Here is a 16271-nt window from a genome sequence, read left to right as displayed (position 1 = left end):
GGGCACGGGTGGTCAACCCCGGCGGTCGAGTGGTTCCGCCGATCGACGTAGTCTCGAGCTGGTGAGCAACAAGCCCCGACGCACGAACGCCCGAATCCCCGCCACGGCACCCAGCGACCGCAGCACCGCGAGCTACGTGCCGCTGCTGGTCGGCGGCAGCCTCGTCGGGCTCGGCCTCGGCCTCTGGCTGCTCGGGGTGGTGTGGCCGGTCGCCGCCAACGAGGGCACGGCGCTCGGGTACGGCGGCATGGTCGGCCTGTTCTCCGGACTGCTGGGCGCGAGCGCGATAGCGGGATCGCAGGTGATGACTGCGGGTCGCCGCCTCGCGTGGTTCTCACCGGTCGCGGGAATCCTGTTCACCGTCGGCTTCACCGGCCTTGTGCTGGCGAGCGCTGGCTCCGACTCGGCCCCGTGGATGCTCATCGGCATCACCGGGCTTGGCGCCTGCGTCATCTGGTTCTATGCCATCGGAATGATCACTGGCCGCATCCCGCCGCTGTTTCTCAACCGCTACGGCACGTGGGCAGCACCCGTCATCGGGGTCGTGCTCACTGTGGTTGGCGCGATGAACGGCCTTCTCGAGCTGCTTGCCCTCGGCGTGCTCACCATCGCCGCGTGGGTCGGGATCCTTCTCGGCAGCATCCTTCTGCGACGCGGCCGGCCAACGTCAGTGCGCCGCTAGCGCGAGCTGAGCGACTGGTACTTGCGCACCGACAGCGGCACGAACACCACGAGCAGCACGGCGATGCCGATGAGCACGGTGAGAATCGGGTTCTGCGCTGGCCACGAGTCGCCGACCGGCGTGCCGGGTGGAACGTTGCCGAACAGCTCACGGGCCGCCTGCACGAGCGAGGTGACCGGGTTCCACTCCGCGAAGATGCGCAGCGGGGTCGGCAGGTTCTCGGCCGGCACGAAGGCGTTCGAGATGAAGGTGAGCGGAAACAGCACAAGAAAAGAGACGTTGTTGATGATCTCCGGGCTGCGCACGCTCATGCCGATGAAGGCCATGAGCCAGGAGAAGGCGTAGCCGAACAGCAGCAGCAGGAGCACCGCGAAGAGCGCCTCGATGGGGCTCGACTTTATGCGCCAGCCGACGATGAGACCGGTGCCCATCATGACCAGCATCGAGATCGTGTTGATAAGCAGGTCGCCGTTGGTGCGGCCGATGAGCACGGCCGAGGCGCTCATGGGCAGGGTGCGAAAGCGGTCGATGATGCCGTCTTTGAGGTCTTGCGCCATCGCTGAGCCAGAGTACGTGGAGCCGAACACCACGGTCTGCGCGAAGATGCCCGCCATGAGGAAAGACGTGTAGTCGATGCCCGGAATCGAGATCGCCGCGCCGAACACGTAGGAGAACAGCAGCACGAACATGATCGGCTGGATGAGCGTGAACACCAGGATGTCTGGCACCCGCTTGATCTTGATCAGGTTGCGCTTCGTCGTGACGAGACCGTCGTTGAACCAGTGTGCGAGCGTCACTTCTTCGCTCCCTTCTGCTGAGCCGCGGCGTCGGCCGCATCGTGCTCCTCATCCTCCGAGGCGGTGTGGCCGGTGAGTCGCAGGAACACGTCGTCGAGGGTCGGGCGCCGCATGCCCGCGTCGAAGAGGCGCGTGCCGCTCGACTCGAAGGCGGCGAGGATGCGCTGCAGGGCCGCCGGGGCATCCGTCGAGGCGACCGTGATGGAGCGGCCGTCGCTGGAGACGGATGGCTCACCGGAGCCGAACCGCGTGAGCACCTCGACGGCGCTCGCCGTGTCGTCGGCGGAGACGAGGTTGATCTCGACGCGCTGCCCGCCGATCGACGCCTTGAGCTCGTCGGAGGTGCCCTCGGCGATCACGGTGCCGTTGTCGATCACCGCGATGGAGTCGGCGAGCTGGTCGGCCTCCTCGAGGTACTGCGTCGTCAGCAGTACCGTGGTGCCGTCGGCGACGAGGCTCGTGATGATGTCCCACATGCCGAGGCGGCTGCGCGGGTCGAGGCCCGTGGTCGGCTCGTCGAGAAAGAGCACCCGAGGGCGAATGACGAGTGCGCCCGCAAGGTCGATGCGGCGACGCATGCCGCCAGAGAATCCCTTGACCGGGCGGTCTTTCGCGTCGACGAGGTCGAACAGCTCGATGAGCTCGGTGGCCCGCGCCCTCGAGGCCGCGGCGCCGAGGTGGTACAGCCGACCGACCATGTCGAGGTTCTCGAAGCCGGTGAGGTTCTCGTCGACCGCGGCGTACTGCCCAGAAACGCCGATCATCGGGCGAATGCGATCGGGATGCTTGAGCACGTCGATTCCGTCGATGACGGCCGTGCCCTCATCCGGCCTGATAAGCGTCGTGAAGACCTTGACGGTCGTCGTCTTGCCCGCCCCGTTCGGCCCGAGCAGCGCCTTGACGGTGCCCTGCGGCACATCGAGGTCGAGCCCGTCGAGGGCGTGCACCGGTGCCACCTTGCGCGGCGTGTAGGTCTTCTTGAGTCCCCTGGCTTCGATCATGCTCACGCGACAACGCTAGGGGCGCGCACTGACATCCCGATAGATGCTCGGTGAACGCCCCTAGCGAACGCGGCGCCTTCGGGGCCCCAGAAACCGTTTCGTCTAGCGCCCTAGCAGTGGGGCCCCGAGCCCGCAGCTGGAGCTACGGGCTCGAGAGGGCTAGACGCGGAAGGGCTCCACGTCGCCCATGTTGCGCGGGTGCACCATCGCGGTGACGCGGGTGCCCTCCTCGACGTACTCGGTCGACTTGACGCGGCCGGAGAGGTGCAGCTTCGAGATGACCTCGCCGCGGTCGTATGGCACGAGCAGGGTCACCTCCACCTCTGGGGCGGGCAGCAGCTGGGCGATGCGCTCGTTGAGCTCGTCGAGGCCCTCCCCTGTTCTGGCCGATACGAAGATCGCGCTTGGCTCGAGGCCCCGCAGCAGAAGCCGCTGGTCGGCATCAACCAGGTCGGCCTTGTTGAAGACGATGATCTCGGGCAGGTGACGTGCCTCGACCTCGCCGATGACATCCCGCACCGTCTTGATCTGGCCGGCGGGGTCAGGGTGGGCGCCGTCGACCACGTGCACGATGACGTCGGACTCCCCCACCTCTTCGAGCGTGGAGCGGAAGGCCTCGACCAGCTGGTGCGGAAGGTTGCGCACGAAGCCGACGGTGTCGGTGAGGGTGTACGGGCGGCCGTCCTCGGTGATGTTTCTCCGCACGCTGGTATCAAGCGTCGCGAACAGCGCGTTCTCGACGAGCACTCCGGCCCGCGTGATGCGGTTGAGCAGCGACGACTTGCCGGCGTTCGTGTAGCCGGCGATCGCGACGCTCGGCACCTCGAAGCGGTTGCGGTTGGCCCGCTTCGCCTCGCGAGCCGGCGCGAATCCCTTGATCTGCTTGCGCAGCTTGGCCATGCGCGTGTTGATGCGGCGGCGATCGAGCTCGATCTTCGTCTCACCGGGGCCACGACTGCCCATGCCTGCGCCAGAACCACCCGCACCACCACCCTGGCGGCTGAGGCTCTCACCCCAACCACGCAGTCGCGGCAGCAGGTACTCGAGCTGCGCGAGCTCGACCTGCGCCTTGCCCTCGCGGCTCTTCGCGTGCTGGCTGAAGATGTCGAGGATGACGGCGGTGCGGTCGATGACCTTCACCTTGACGACATCCTCGAGGGCACGTCGCTGGGAGGGAGCGAGCTCGGTGTCGGCAACGACGGTGTCGGCGCCAGCAGCTGCGACGACGGCCGCGAGCTCCTGCGCCTTGCCCTTGCCGAAATAGGTCGACGGGTCAGGATGCGCTCGCTTCTGCAGCAGGCCGTCGAGCACCTGCGCTCCCGCGGTCTCGGCCAGCGCGAACAGCTCGCGCATGGAGTTCTCTGCCTCGACGACGTTGCCCTGGGTGTAGATGCCGATGAGCACGACCTTCTCAAGCCGCAACTGGCGGTACTCGACCTCTGTGACGTCTTCGAGCTCGGTGCTGAGCCCGGCGACGCGTCGCAGCGCCTCACGGTCTTCGCGGTCGAACTGGTCGCCGTCTCGGTTCTCGTCGTAGTTGTTGTCGCTCTGCAGCGCCTGCGCGGTGCCGAACCGCGTGTAGGTGGCGGCCTGCGTGGCCTGGCGTGCGAGCACGCGGTCGACGACATCCGCGTCAGTCATGGGGGTTTCTACTTCTTCAGTCATTTGGGTTAACCCTAGTTCTCGTGCATTAGGTAAGTTTTGGGGATGGTAAATGAGCACTATTTCTCGGCATCGCCAGAGAGTGAGCTCAAGCTACGGACGATCCACACGACCATTGCGGGCCGCGCCGTCGAGCTTCAGACGGCAAATGGCGTGTTCAGCCCCGAACGGATCGACACGGGGACACGTGTGCTGCTTTCATCGGTACCAGCACCTCCTCCGGGTGGCAATCTTCTCGACCTTGGGTGCGGCTGGGGCCCAATCGCCCTCACGCTCGCCGCCGAATCCCCCCACGCTACCGTGTGGGCCGTGGATGTCAACGAGCGTTCGCTGGATCTGGTGCGTCGTAATGCAGCTGTTATGGGGCTCACCAATGTCAACGCTTCTTTGCCTGCTGATGTTCCCGCCGACATCACATTCATGACGATCTGGTCGAACCCGCCGATTCGTGTGGGCAAGGACGAGCTGCACGCGCTGCTGCGGTTGTGGTTGCCGCGGCTTTCTCCTGGCACCGACGCGTGGCTCGTGGTCGCTCGCAACCTTGGGTCGGACAGTTTGCAGCGGTGGATGGATGGGGAGTTCGCCTCGGAGCTCACCGTGTCGCGGGCTGCGTTGAATAAGGGGTATCGGGTGCTTCGGGCTCGGCGGCGCTGATTAAGCGCCCTTGGGTAGATGTTGCGCGAGCGCCGTTACAAGCTTCACGAGGCTTTCGTTGACTTCAGCATCTGCGGGTGCGACAGCAGACTCGACCCAAGCGTGGCCGAAAGCACGTTGCATGAACGCAGTCTTCGCAGCGTCGGCACCATCGACGTCCATCAAGAACGGTTGCAAGGCTCGCAACTCAAGTTCTTGGCGCTTGAAACTGGTAGCTCGTCGAATTGCCTGCCCACCGAATCTGAATGCTACGGCTGCCATACCACCTGCGGCGGCTGTGAGGCCAAACTTCAAAACGACGGGTGGCCACGACACTATGTCCTTGACCTCGCCGTACGCAAAAAGGATCAGTAGTATGCCGGCTGCTGCAGCTGCAGCACCGATTCCGTCGGACACAAAGGCGGCGCGACGCTCCGACGAGGCGTAGGTCCCGTACTCCGTTGCGAGAATATCCCCAGCCGCCAAGCTGGACATCTCAACTGTGCTCGTTCGAAGTTTGGCGATCTCCGCTAGTGCATCTTGCGCCGACGAGTCGGCGTCTCTCAGCGACTGAAGATGGGGGTCAGCCAGCGAAGAAAATTGTGATTCCTCGCTTGCCAGCCATGCTTTGAAGTCCTTCTCACGTGCGCTCTGCGACGCCAGGAAGGCTTCGTTGTTTGCCGTCTGAGACGCATCCATCCGGGTCTCGCTGAGGGAGATGCGCTCCTCCGTAGTGGCGACCATCGCTCTACTCGTCTCGACCATCGCGGACAACTCTTCGAGCCGCCGCTCTAGCTGTGACTCCCTCTCGGAAGCTGCCGAAAGCGCTTGATCAAGGCGCGCAAGCATACGCTCCCGACTCGCGTCGAGTTCCTCGCGATATCGATTGAACGATCGAGTCAAGTTGGCTTGAGCGGCACCATGTGCGAGAGGTCTGGGTATGCCGCCGAGCTGCTCTCGAAGCGCATCTGCTCGAGACGCCGCTTGGCTCAGATACGAAACCTGCTTGCTCGAAATGTAGCTTGAGAGATGACTGTTGATCTGCGCCCACGAGGAGGAAACCTGGCCCAGCTGTGACTCCGTCACCAGTGCCCATTCGGCTACCCGATAGGCATCGGTTATGGCCAGCAACTCGCGAAACTGGTCAATAATCCGCAATGCTTCGGCATCAGCAATATTGTCTAAGGTCTTGAAATTCTCATTTACTGCGGCGAGCTCTCCCCATAGCGGGTGGCTTAGGTACTCGTTCTCTCTCACAGCGCCCCTCGACAAGTTGCAACGCCGGCAGCGACTTCACGATACGAACGGTCTCGAGGCTCACGGTGACGATCCGCCCCAATAGGTCGAGGATGTAGCGCGGATTACCCTGTTCCTCGGCCCAATCGTTGGGGTCGCTTACGATCCCTGAGGCAATATCGGTCTTCACCTGGTAGCGATCGATGATCCAGTCGATCGCAGAGCGGGAACCAATCAAGTAATCGTGTGCCTCTTGAGGGATACCGGAGACAGTGATGTCACTGTTGAAGATGACCGTGGACTTGTCGGCAATGCGACCGGACTTCGCGTACTTCATCTTCTCAACACGGAAGCTGGCGTTGACACTATGTTGCACCTCGAGCGCGTACGGCTCGATGGTCTCGTAGTTCAGATGAAGCGCGGATAGCCGGCACCCCGCGTCGCTGAACACCTGGAAGTCCTTGACCTTCGGGATGCGGGGAAGCATCTTCTTCAGGTCCCCTTCGAACTGCTCTCGATAGTCAGGACTGTGCAGAATTCCGTAGAGGTAGAAGAAGATATCGTCCTTCGTGACATCCGCACCGAACGACTTCTGGTAGTCGGCGAGGGTCTCGTCGCTGACATTGTCGATACGGCGAAACTCGTCTATTACCTCGCCATCTTCGAACGAGAAGGAAACTTGCCCACCTCTTGTCGCACCGACCGGTTCGTAACGGTACCGGGGGAACACCTGCCCTGCAGATCCAGCGCCGGTGAAGTGAAGATCAGGGATGAGAGCAGTGGCAAGCACCGAGAAGGGCACCTGGGAACCTGATCCCACCTGATAGATCACCCAGTTGCTCGACTCCGGAGTGGGGAAAATACTTCGCATCTTGCTTTGAATCTCATTGAGTCGCGAGTCGAAGTACAGATGCTGACGAAAAAAGGGTCGGTACGCGGCCATCCGCATTGCGGACGCGTCAAACTCAATGATCTCCTCGCGGCTGGCACGCTTTCGGAGGCCGCGCGACCAACTTATCTTCTTCGGGTCCTCGACCTGCCGCCCGGCAATCGCCTCGGAATAGGCACCGAGCATTCGGCGGACGTTCGCGGTTACTCGCCTTTCGGACGACGCGTACACCCATGAGTCGCGGGCCGTCGTGGGACCGTTGGAAGCCAAAGCAAGTATGGAAGTGTCAGCGTCCGCGAGAGACTGAAAGCGGGCGAAGTCGTCCCGTCTCTGGTTGACCCAATCGCCCTCGGGGTTGGGGGTGATCGCGGTCCAGTCGATGCCGGTGTAGCTTCGCGCTTCACGCACGCTGTCGAGTTTCTGTTCGCGGGTTAGGTAGTCGCCAATGTCGGAGTAGAAGACCTTGCCGAGGGCGGGATCGTCGGGGTTCTTGATGAGCAAGTAGATCGCTGCGGTGGTGCGAGTGCCCTGCCCGAAGACGTTGTCCTTCTCCTTACGGCGTTGTTCACCGGCGGTGCGAGCGTTGCCTCGGAGGTTAAAGACGTAAATGCTGTTGAACTCGGCGGCGAAGGTCTTACGGACGCCGTCGGCGGTGTTTCCGTCTATGAAACCGCCGTTGGAGACGAAGGACACGATGCCTCTGTCACCGACTCGGTCTGACGCCCAGCGGATGGCTCGGATGTACGAGTCGTACAAGTTGTTCTTGTTCTGCGCCGTGGATCGGGCGGCATAGGTCGCGGCGATCTTCGCATCCAGAGTCGGGTACTTCAAGTTCTGGTTGTTGTCGTTGCCGGACTCCTGGCCCTTGGAATAGGGAGGGTTGCCAATGACCACGCGGATGTCGAGAGCTTTCTGCGCTTCGGCTCGCTCGTTGTTTTCGGGGAAGACTCCGTGGTTGTCGAGTTCGTCGTCAGCTTCGTTCATCTGGAACGTGTCGGTGAGCACGATACCTTCGAAGGGAACGTAATCGCCTCCTGCGAGGTCATGGTAGGTCTCTTCTATATTGATCGCGGCGACGTAGTAGGCGAGCAGAACGAGCTCGTTCGCGTGCAACTCGTACCGGTACTTGTAGGCGAGATCCTCGGGTTTGATGAGGCCGGATTGGAGCAGGCGGACAATAAAGGTGCCGGTGCCAGTGAAAGGGTCGAGTACGTGGACGCCTTTGTCGGAGAGGCTGGCTCCGAACTCGGCCTTCAATGCGTCATCGACGGAGTGGATGATGAAGTCCACAATCTCGTTCGGCGTGTAGACGATGCCGAGGCGGTCGCTGGTTCCGGAGAACGCGGTCTGGAAGAACTTCTCGTACAGCTCCTTCACGATCTGCTGTTTCGCGGCGGCATCCGTTATCCCAGAGGCACGAGTACGCACGGACTCGTAAAACTTGTCGAGCTTCTCGGTCTCCTTCTCGAGATGCTGCTCTTCGAGTGCATCGATCATGTGCTGCATGACCTGAGAGACGGGGTTGTGGTCGCTGAAGGCGTAGCCCTCGAACAGAGCATCGAATACGGGCTTCGTGATGAGGTGCTGGGAGAGCATCTCGATGGCGTCTCGTTCCGTAATGAACGGGTTGAGGTTGTCCTGGAGACCCTTCAAGAACCTGGCGAACTCATCGTGGAGCGTTGCATCCGATCCCTCGACCAGACCCTTGATGCGAGTCATGTGGTCAGAGGCGATCCCCGCGACATCCTTCGCCCAGTTCTCCCAGTAACGCTTCTCGCCGACCTTCTGAACGATCTTGGCGAGGATCGCGTCACGCCATTGGTCGAGGGCGGGGAAGTCGAGGGTGACGGCGGTGTTGCCGGTCTCGTTCTTGTCACCGTCCTTGCCACCACCGCCGACGCCGATGATGGAGAGTTTGCCCTCGGTGGACTTGGTGAGGTCGATCTTGTTGACCATGGCGTCGAAACGCTCATCGTGGGCGCGGAGAGCCTGGAGCACCTGCCACACCACCTTGTATTTCTTGTTGTCGTTGAGCGCGGTAGCCGGGTCCAGGTCGGCGGGCACGCCAATGGGGAGGATGACGTAGCCGTACTTCTTGCCTTCGAGCTTGCGCATGACTCGACCCACGGACTGCACGACATCGACGACCGAGTCGCGCGGGTTAAGAAACATGACGGCGTCGAGGGCGGGGACATCCACACCTTCCGAGAGAACTTTGGCGTTGGTGAGGATGCGAGCGTTGCCCGCGCCTGGGTCCTGCTTCAGCCAGTCGAGTTCCTTGTTGCGGTCGAGCACGTTGTAGGTGCCATCGACGTGGTGCACCTCCACATCGAGGAGGTCTCCAGCGTTTTCGTCGCTCTCTCGGTCGATAGCTTCGATCTCGGCCTCGACGACCCTCTCGAATAGGTTCGCGATCTTCTTGGATTCGCTGATATTGCGCGCGAACGCGACTGCTCGCTTCATCGGCTCGGGGTCAAGAACGAACTCTTCCGGTGTCAGCGACCGCTTGGAGAGTCCGTTCCAGCAGCCAACGATCTTCGCGGCGTCGTCTAGGGTCAGCTCATTGTTCTCGTCCGCCAGGAGTCGCTGGAAGCGGGTAGAGATGTAAGACTCATCCACTGCGAGCACGAGCACCTTGTAGTCGGTGAGGCGACCCATCGCCACGGCGTCGCCGAAGCCGAGACGGTGAAACTCTGGGCCGTACCACTCGAGCCGATCCATATCGATTGCATCGGCTCCGACTTCGTCTGCCTTGGACTTTGCGGCATCCGCATAGATGCGCGGTGTGGCGGTCATGTAGAGGCGCTTCTTGGCCTGGATGTACTCCTGGCTATGCACCCTCACGAACGCGGATGCCTCTTCTCCTGCCAGAGTGACACCCGTCGTGCGGTGTGCTTCATCGCAGACGATAAGGTCGAACTCAGGGATGCCCTTACCCTGAGCCTTGGCGACCACATCGATTGATTGATACGTCGAAAAGACGACCGTGATCCCGTCGAAACCGTCAGGGATCTGTTCAAATTTCTCCACGAGTTTCGTGGTGTTTGTAGTTGCTGGATAGGCAAGGTCCGTGACGGGGATGTCTTCGTCCGACTTGCGCTTGCCAACGCTCACGTCCGAGCACACCGCAAAAGAGCGCAGCGGAACGGCGGACTCGATAGTCCACTCCTTCAGCGTCTGCGAGAGAAGTGAGATTGACGGCACGAGGAACAGCACTGTTCCACCGCGCGGCACGACCTGTTCAACGAGCTTGAGACTCGTGAACGTCTTGCCGGTGCCGCAGGCCATGATCAGTTTCCCGCGGTCGGCGGTCTCGAAGCCGGCGACGACCTTGGCGATGGCCAGTTCTTGATGCGGGAACGGCTGCTTTGCGGCCTTCCTGGTCAGTTCGCTCGGCTTCGCGAGCGAGTACACGCCCCAGTCGATCGACGATTCGTCTAGGTCCTGGACTCGAAGACGCTGCACCGGTGGGCTCTGGCTTTCAACCACTTCCTCTGCGTTGCTGCCCCACTTGTCACTGGTTGAGATGACCAATCGAGCAGAGAACTCAGGCTTGCCGTCAAAGCTTGTGCTCGATGCTGCGAGAAACGAGTCCAGCATCGGCTTCGTCACGGTTGTCGATGGGTCAAAGAACTTGCACTGGATGGCGGTCAGTTCCCCTGTGTCACGAGTCCGTGCAACCAAGTCGATGCCCGTGTCTTTGCGGGTGCCGCGCTGCGGGTAGTCAGTCCACATCCAGACCGCGTCGTAAAGCTGCGCGTACTGAGGCTCCACCGTGAGGTACGCCTGCATGAGACGCTCGAAACGGTCACCCTTGTCGCGCTCGTCATAGGCGACTGAGCGCAGCTCGGCAAGGATGTCGTGGATGCTCGTCATTGGTGTCCTCGGGTGTAGAACGGCTGTTCCATGAGGCTACCGGTGGACCGGGTCGCGGTGGCTGGGCCACGCGGCTTCACTCGCCCCCACCTCGGGTGACAGGGCGTCTTTCCACCGAAGCCGCCATATTGACCTCCAATCGTTCTGCACACGACAACGTGGGTACATGACTAGCTGGCTGTGTCGGTACGAAGAGGGCTACCTGGATTCAACTGGTGCTCACGTCCTCGTCGAACGCCGAGAAGTACAGGACCACGGTTGGGATGCACCGCAAGAGGCAATCGACGCCTGGCGCGCCAACGGAGATTTTGACGAGCCTGGCACTACTGAACTGCCGATGGGGAAGGAGCAGGTCGTCGACGTTTCTGACGATCCTGATTTCTTTCCACTTGGTGTGACACGAATCTGGCGTCGTCTAGTGTTTACGCCGTTCCCCTAGCTGCTGAGTCACGCGCCCAATTACTACGCGGAACAGCCCCTTTTGGGGTGTGACGATTTGTCGAAGATGGTCGCTAGGCTCACCTCCGCGGGGTAAACGCCTCAGCCGAGCATTGAATGGAGGAAACATTGATTGAATCAGACTCTCTTGGGCCCGCGGACGACGTCGACCTTTCAACGGCAATTGAGGCGAAGCCTGTCAAACAGTGGCCTCCGAGCCGGAAGACTCTCACCGTTGCGGCGGGCGCAGTGCTTCTCCTCGGCGTCGCAGCGATTGTGTTCGCCGTGGCTCAGCCTTCGCAGATTGAACGAGCTGGCGAGGCATGCTCGGGGTCGAAGCCGTGGCAAGTCTTCCTGGACGAGCTCGCCTCGAGCGCGTCCCCTGAACCCACTTCGCCTGGAGAGGATGAAGCGAACGCCGAAGGCTACGACGGTGAGGCCTTTGCCGAGTACTTTGACGGTGTTGTCAGCGTTGAAGACGCCGGTTCGACCTTGATCGTGAACACGAAGCCACAGGACGACGACCCACTCGGGATCTCTTCCCTCGCCATGGACTGCGTGTTCACCCAGCTGGATACTCCTAAACACATAACCGAGCGCGTCGCAGCTACACGCAGCCTCGACGGGCGCCAAGAAGGCGAGTGGGACGGGTACAGCGCCTCCTGGAGCTACCACCCAGACGACGGCGCCAACATCATCATCGTCGCCAAGTAACTGCGGCCACGGCAATCGGTGCGCGCGGGAAACGGATGCTCGCCGATCGAGGTGGTCGGGGCTGACGACATCCACAAGCATCTTGCCTCGCGGGGGCGTCGCCTGACGGCCAGCCAGGTCGAGCAGGTGCTCATGGTCGCGATGACGCACTTTCCCGCCTACGTCGGCGCGCAACAGGAGCAGCCGGCACTCGTGCTGCCGGAGCCCGTGCTCGACGAGCCGGTTGACACGCTGCTCGAGGATGGCGCGATGCTCACCGAGGATGAGGTGCGCGACGTGCCCACCGCGGCCGAGCTGGCTGCGCCCATCGAGGACTGGATGACGTTCCTGCACCCGGAGCAAGCCGCCCTCGTGCGCCGCACCTTCAACGGCCCTGCGCGCATCCGCGGTGCGGCCGGCACCGGCAAGACGGTCGTCGGGCTGCATCGCGCGGCCTACCTCGCGCGGGCAGGACGAGGAGCGCGCGGCGCGGGATCTGCGCGAGCGGTATGTGGCGGCGCGGTCGATGGCGTATGCCAAATCTTGACCAGAATCCGGCCATGCGCGATGCTGGGGGCGGCATAACCTCTTAGAGGCGCTCAGGGTTCGGGATGTTAGCCGCGAACTGAGGCGATGGCCGTCGATAGTGGCGGAGCACGTCAGGAATATTCACCAATCCTGATGGAGTGCTCATGGCCCGTTGTCCCAAGATTCGCTACTCGACTGCTGCGGATGCCGCGTTAGCGTTGCGGGCGCTCGCACAGAACGGCCGCAGTGAAGCAGGGATCTACCCCTGTAGTGAGTGCGGCTGCTTACACCTCACCTCAGATCGCAAGTCGGCCGGGAACAAGTGGACCCGAATCGGGCTCGCTGCAATCGGAAGAAAGGCGGAGAGCGGCGGATTCACAACAAGCTAGCGAGAACTAGAGGAAATAGGTTCAGCGCCAACACTCCTGCACCAAGGGCGAGCGCCAGCGCCCAGGCCACCCGTACCCGCCCCGACTCCACCGCCTGAGCGTGCAGTGCGTCGAACGCGGGCAGGTGCGTCATGTCGATGGTCAGATCAGCATCGCGGTGCCACGTCGTGGGCTTCACAGCGGCATCGACTACAGCGGAGCAGGTTGCAGGGTCAAGTGTTGGCTTTTGGCGATGCAGCCACCGGCGGAGCTCCGACGCAGCGAGTACGGACACGTCGTCAGGAATCCCCGGGCCGCCAATCGAGTCCGCGCCGACGACCGCGATTACCGGATGCACACGAACGCCAAGGAGTCGCGTCGCACGTTCCGCTTCATGGCGGGAGTTGCGCAGATAGCTGGTCTTTTGCCCCGCGACAATAATCAGCTTCGGTGAGACCCAGATCTTCGCCCCAGAGTGGTGCTTCGTGTTGATGGTGAAGACGCCGGCCGGCCCTATGGCTACGTGGTCGATGTCGCTCTCGTCTGTGCCCACCGGTACTGCGTGCAGGATGGTCCATTCGTCGCCGAGTCGGGCGAGCTCGTTGGCGACCCGGCGTTCGCCCAGCGCGCCCTTGTACCAAGGCATGGCATCCGTATGAACTGGATGGATACCGAGGATGCGTTGGAAGTTAGTGCGCGGCCTCGCTGTGCTCTGGCGCGCGAGCGTCTCGCGTATGACGCCGTACCCAGCCGGCCGCGACCTCAGGTCGGTCACAATGCCGCCAGCAGCGCCGCGAGCCCGCGCTCGTCGACGATCGGGATTCCATAGTCGCGGGCTTTGCGCGCCTTACCGGAGAGGGAATCGGGGTCGGCCGCAGCTACGAGTTTGACCTTCTTGGTCACGCCCGACCACGGCACGAACCCTCGCGACTCCAGCTCTCGGTGCCAGTCGTCACGATCGCGCACCATGTCTCCGGTCAGCACGATGAGGTCGCCGGCGAGAAGCGCGAACATCGCCTCGGCTAGTGGCGTCGCCTCGCGGGGTTGCATTGCGTTCGCAATGGTCGCGGACGGGATGCCGAGCGCCTCCCCCACCGACACCAGATCGGCCATCTCTGATGTCGTGAGTTCGCCATCCGCCCAGGCAATTGCCGTGAGCTGGTCGAAGTACTCGGCGTGCAGGGCGACACAGGTCTCGCGGCTGATGCCGAGTTGCTCGGCGAGGGTGACGAGCGCATTGCCCTCGTGCACCGACAGCTGACGGTCGAGCAGGCAGCGGTCGAGCAGCGCGAGGTAGTCGAGATGCTCGGCCGGGCCCGCGAACTCTGGCAGCTTGATCGAGATGCGCTGAAGGAAGCTGGCTGGTGCCGCGGCCGTGGCTCCGCGAAGGATCCACTCCGCGTTCGTGGGGGCAAGGGATGGCCAGGCGGATGCCTTCTCCATGTAGGCTTGCCATCCAGACAGATTCTCGGAGTCGCCCATGTAGGCCGCGAGTAGGTGCGCAGTGGCGAGGGCGTCGGCGGAGGCACGGTGGGCATCCGTGATCTCGATGCCGTAGGCGTCGCAGCAGTCGCGCAGCGAGCGACCCGCTCCTGGTATGTACTGCCGCGCCAACTGCATGGTGCACAGCGCGACAGCCTCCGGCTCGTAAGACAACCGCGCGAGCTCGGCAATGAGGAAACGAGTGTCGAAGCTCGCGTTGTGCGCGACGATCACCCGATTGGACAGCAGCTCGACTAGGCGCGGAGCAATGTCCGCGAAGGTGGGAGCCTCGAGCACGTCCGCGGCGCGGATCTGGTGAATGTGTTGCGGTCCGAGGTCGCGGCCCGGGTTGACCACGGTCTCCCACTGGCCGGTGATCGCGCCGTCCGGGTCTAGGTGCACAACGGCGACCTCGATGACGCGATCATGGCCTCCGGGGAAGAGTCCAGTGGTCTCAAAGTCGATGACGGCGAATCCAGCTGCGGGCATGCGGGCTCCTCTGCGCGTTGGCTCGAGGCTATACGTGAGCGAATGTCGGGCGCGCTCCCGCATTCGGGGGCGACCCTCCGCGTCAAACCGTTCGCGGACTCAATGTGATTTGTACACGTCGCTGCGGTGCCCCAGCGTCACCACGACCACGAGCAGCACGTCATCCTCGATCGTGTACAGGATCCGGTAGTCGCCGACCCGGATGCGGAAGCCCGGGCGGCCCTGCAGCGCTCGGGCTCCCGGCGGGCGGGGGTCGTGCGCTAGGAGCGCGATGGCGCCCTGAATTCGGGGACGCATCGCGGCATCCACTCGGCGAAGTGCACGCGCTGCCGCGGGTCTGAGTTCGACGCGGTACGGGGTCACGTCCACCCGAGGTCGCGCTTGACCTCGTCCCAGGGGATGTTCGGGCCCTCCTCGGCGAGTGACTCATCGAAGGCAGTCACGTCGTCGGCGTCGTCGAGGGCGTTCATGAGCTGCTCGTAGCGCTCCGGGCTCACCAGCACGGCGGCGGGACGCCCGTAACGCTCGAGGATGACCGCCTCGGAGCGAGCCAGCTCGATCGCGTCGGGAAGGTTGTCGCGCGCGTCACTCATCTTCATGGTCGCCATGCCCAATTGTACGATTCTGGCGATGTTTCGTACAAGTTATCGGCCGAGGAAGTAATCCTCCGCCGCGATCCACCGCACGCCGCGGTTGTGGGCGAGCAGTGGGCCCCGCAGCGGGATGCCCTCCGCGAGGCAGGCAGCGTGCACCCACCCACCCGGTTTCGATACGCGCGCCTTCGGCGTGCTACTCAACCCGCAGAAGCGGTCGCCACTCAACCCGCCGCCACCGGCACCGCCGCCGTCGCCACCATCAGCACGGCGCCGAGCGAGACGAGGGCGATGCCGCCGAGGGCCACCGCCATCACGCGCAGCCGCACCACGCCGTGCGGCACGACGAGCCGCGCCACCAGCATGCCGACGAGCAGGGCGAGGTCGGCGAGGATCGCGGCGCCGGCCACCCCCGTCGGCGGCATCTCGGTCATCGGCATCAGGATCACCAGGGCGATCGCCGTGAGCGCTGCTCCCACGACGAGCCAGCGCAGTCCGCTGGAGGTGCGAAGGGCCGGCTGGTTTCGCATGCGCATCGGGTCGTTGCTCATGCACTCCGTTCTACGCCTCCCGGCGCAGAAATCAAGCGGCTAGAACCACACCGCTTCTAGAACCACACCTCTTCTAGAACCACACCTCTTCTAGAACCACACCGACGTCCACGGGGTCACCGGGCTGGCAAAGGCCAGATCGATGGATGCCGCTGCGCCCACCGCGTGCTCCGTCACGTGCCCTGCCGCGGCGAGCGTCGTCGCCCGCACTCCGCCGAGGTAGATCGCGCTGAGGGCGTTGACGGTGAGGGTCAGGTCGGGTGTGGCGGACTCGACGCGCTCGACCCCCGCATCCGTCAGCGCATAGGTGCCCGCCGCGAAGCCGAGGTCGTCGGTCACCTCGATCGTGAGGT

16 protein-coding genes are annotated in these 16271 nt (G+C 63.2%); 5 read left to right on the top strand and 11 right to left on the bottom strand.

All coding sequences use genetic code 11. The annotated features are described in order from the left end of the window. Positions 1–61 precede the first annotated feature (61 nt). Positions 62–682: a hypothetical protein gene (locus AC14A7_RS01660; RefSeq protein ID WP_484006143.1), complete on the top strand. Its 621-nt coding sequence runs from the start codon at positions 62–64 to the stop codon at positions 680–682. Here AC14A7_RS01660 and AC14A7_RS01655 read toward each other — a convergent pair. From AC14A7_RS01655 to hflX, 3 genes are all read right to left on the bottom strand, one after another. After that, positions 679–1479 (bottom strand): ABC transporter permease, encoded by an 801-nt coding sequence (locus tag AC14A7_RS01655; RefSeq protein ID WP_484006142.1) that lies wholly within the window; start codon positions 1477–1479, stop codon positions 679–681. The genes AC14A7_RS01660 and AC14A7_RS01655 overlap by 4 nt on opposite strands. Further along, positions 1476–2480, bottom strand: coding sequence for an ATP-binding cassette domain-containing protein (locus tag AC14A7_RS01650; RefSeq protein ID WP_484006176.1), 1005 nt, complete (start codon positions 2478–2480; stop codon positions 1476–1478). Before AC14A7_RS01650 ends, AC14A7_RS01655 begins: the two co-directional genes overlap by 4 nt. Positions 2481–2639: 159 nt before the next feature. Next, positions 2640–4145 carry a GTPase HflX gene (gene hflX / locus AC14A7_RS01645; RefSeq protein WP_484006141.1) on the bottom strand — a complete coding sequence of 502 codons (1506 nt, stop codon included), beginning with the start codon at positions 4143–4145 and terminating at the stop codon, positions 2640–2642. Positions 4146–4187: 42 nt separating this feature from the next. Here hflX and AC14A7_RS01640 point away from each other — a divergent pair, with 42 nt between their 5' ends. Next, positions 4188–4796 (top strand): class I SAM-dependent methyltransferase, encoded by a 609-nt coding sequence (locus AC14A7_RS01640; RefSeq protein WP_484006140.1) that lies wholly within the window; start codon positions 4188–4190, stop codon positions 4794–4796. Here AC14A7_RS01640 and AC14A7_RS01635 read toward each other — a convergent pair whose 3' ends face one another. Then, positions 4797–6032, bottom strand: a complete 1236-nt coding sequence (locus tag AC14A7_RS01635; protein WP_484006139.1) for a hypothetical protein — start codon at positions 6030–6032, stop codon at positions 4797–4799. It lies immediately after the preceding gene. Continuing rightward, positions 5974–10776, bottom strand: coding sequence for a DEAD/DEAH box helicase (locus AC14A7_RS01630; RefSeq protein ID WP_484006138.1), 4803 nt, complete (start codon positions 10774–10776; stop codon positions 5974–5976). Before AC14A7_RS01630 ends, AC14A7_RS01635 begins: the two co-directional genes overlap by 59 nt. Before the next feature lie 166 nt (positions 10777–10942). On the opposite strand from AC14A7_RS01630, the gene AC14A7_RS01625 reads away from it, so the two are divergent. The 3 genes from AC14A7_RS01625 (at position 10943) to AC14A7_RS01615 (ending at position 12492) form a co-directional block, all read left to right on the top strand. After that, entirely contained in the window at positions 10943–11215 is a 273-nt protein-coding gene (locus AC14A7_RS01625; RefSeq protein WP_484006137.1) for a hypothetical protein, read from the top strand. A gap of 128 nt (positions 11216–11343) precedes the next feature. After that, complete coding sequence (locus AC14A7_RS01620; RefSeq protein ID WP_484006136.1) at positions 11344–11928, top strand: hypothetical protein; 585 nt, start codon at positions 11344–11346, stop codon at positions 11926–11928. Positions 11929–11946: 18 nt separating this feature from the next. Continuing rightward, a complete protein-coding gene (locus AC14A7_RS01615) occupies positions 11947–12492 on the top strand; it encodes a hypothetical protein (RefSeq protein ID WP_484006135.1) in 546 nt (181 codons plus the stop codon). Positions 12493–12810: 318 nt separating this feature from the next. Here the strand turns inward: AC14A7_RS01615 and AC14A7_RS01610 are convergent, their stop codons facing one another. The 6 genes from AC14A7_RS01610 to AC14A7_RS01585 all read right to left on the bottom strand — a co-directional run. Beyond that, the gene (locus AC14A7_RS01610; RefSeq protein WP_484006134.1) at positions 12811–13449 is read right to left on the bottom strand and encodes a nuclease-related domain-containing protein; all 639 of its coding nucleotides are present in this window, start codon (positions 13447–13449) and stop codon (positions 12811–12813) included. 125 nt (positions 13450–13574) lie between these two features. After that, positions 13575–14774, bottom strand: a complete 1200-nt coding sequence (locus AC14A7_RS01605) for an exonuclease domain-containing protein (protein WP_484006133.1) — start codon at positions 14772–14774, stop codon at positions 13575–13577. A gap of 99 nt (positions 14775–14873) precedes the next feature. Then, positions 14874–15137, bottom strand: coding sequence for a type II toxin-antitoxin system RelE family toxin (locus AC14A7_RS01600; RefSeq protein ID WP_484006132.1), 264 nt, complete (start codon positions 15135–15137; stop codon positions 14874–14876). Further along, positions 15134–15382, bottom strand: a complete 249-nt coding sequence (locus AC14A7_RS01595) for a type II toxin-antitoxin system Phd/YefM family antitoxin (RefSeq protein WP_484006131.1) — start codon at positions 15380–15382, stop codon at positions 15134–15136. The genes AC14A7_RS01600 and AC14A7_RS01595 overlap by 4 nt, the downstream gene beginning before the upstream one ends. 209 nt (positions 15383–15591) lie before the next feature. Then, positions 15592–15918, bottom strand: a complete 327-nt coding sequence (locus AC14A7_RS01590) for a hypothetical protein (RefSeq protein WP_484006130.1) — start codon at positions 15916–15918, stop codon at positions 15592–15594. A 90-nt stretch (positions 15919–16008) separates the two neighbouring features. After that, positions 16009–16271: sterol carrier protein domain-containing protein (locus AC14A7_RS01585; RefSeq protein WP_484006129.1), on the bottom strand; the 263-nt coding region annotated here is incomplete at its 5' end.

The organism is Conyzicola sp. (assembly GCF_057073975.1).
Note: the sequence above shows the minus strand (reverse complement) of the source record. Positions and strands in the feature narration are given on the sequence as shown.

Excerpts from the sequence above, each read along its gene's own strand:
- AC14A7_RS01595 (WP_484006131.1), bottom strand. The coding sequence starts at position 15,382 with ATGGCGACCATGAAGATGAGTGACGCGCGCGACAACCTTCCCGACGCG.
- AC14A7_RS01590 (WP_484006130.1), bottom strand. The coding sequence starts at position 15,918 with ATGAGCAACGACCCGATGCGCATGCGAAACCAGCCGGCCCTTCGCACC.
- AC14A7_RS01650 (WP_484006176.1), bottom strand. The coding sequence starts at position 2,480 with ATGATCGAAGCCAGGGGACTCAAGAAGACCTACACGCCGCGCAAGGTG.
- AC14A7_RS01610 (WP_484006134.1), bottom strand. The coding sequence starts at position 13,449 with ATGCCTTGGTACAAGGGCGCGCTGGGCGAACGCCGGGTCGCCAACGAG.
- hflX (WP_484006141.1), bottom strand. The coding sequence starts at position 4,145 with ATGACTGAAGAAGTAGAAACCCCCATGACTGACGCGGATGTCGTCGAC.
- AC14A7_RS01625 (WP_484006137.1), top strand. The coding sequence starts at position 10,943 with ATGACTAGCTGGCTGTGTCGGTACGAAGAGGGCTACCTGGATTCAACT.
- AC14A7_RS01605 (WP_484006133.1), bottom strand. The coding sequence starts at position 14,774 with ATGCCCGCAGCTGGATTCGCCGTCATCGACTTTGAGACCACTGGACTC.
- AC14A7_RS01640 (WP_484006140.1), top strand. The coding sequence starts at position 4,188 with ATGGTAAATGAGCACTATTTCTCGGCATCGCCAGAGAGTGAGCTCAAG.
- AC14A7_RS01630 (WP_484006138.1), bottom strand. The coding sequence starts at position 10,776 with ATGACGAGCATCCACGACATCCTTGCCGAGCTGCGCTCAGTCGCCTAT.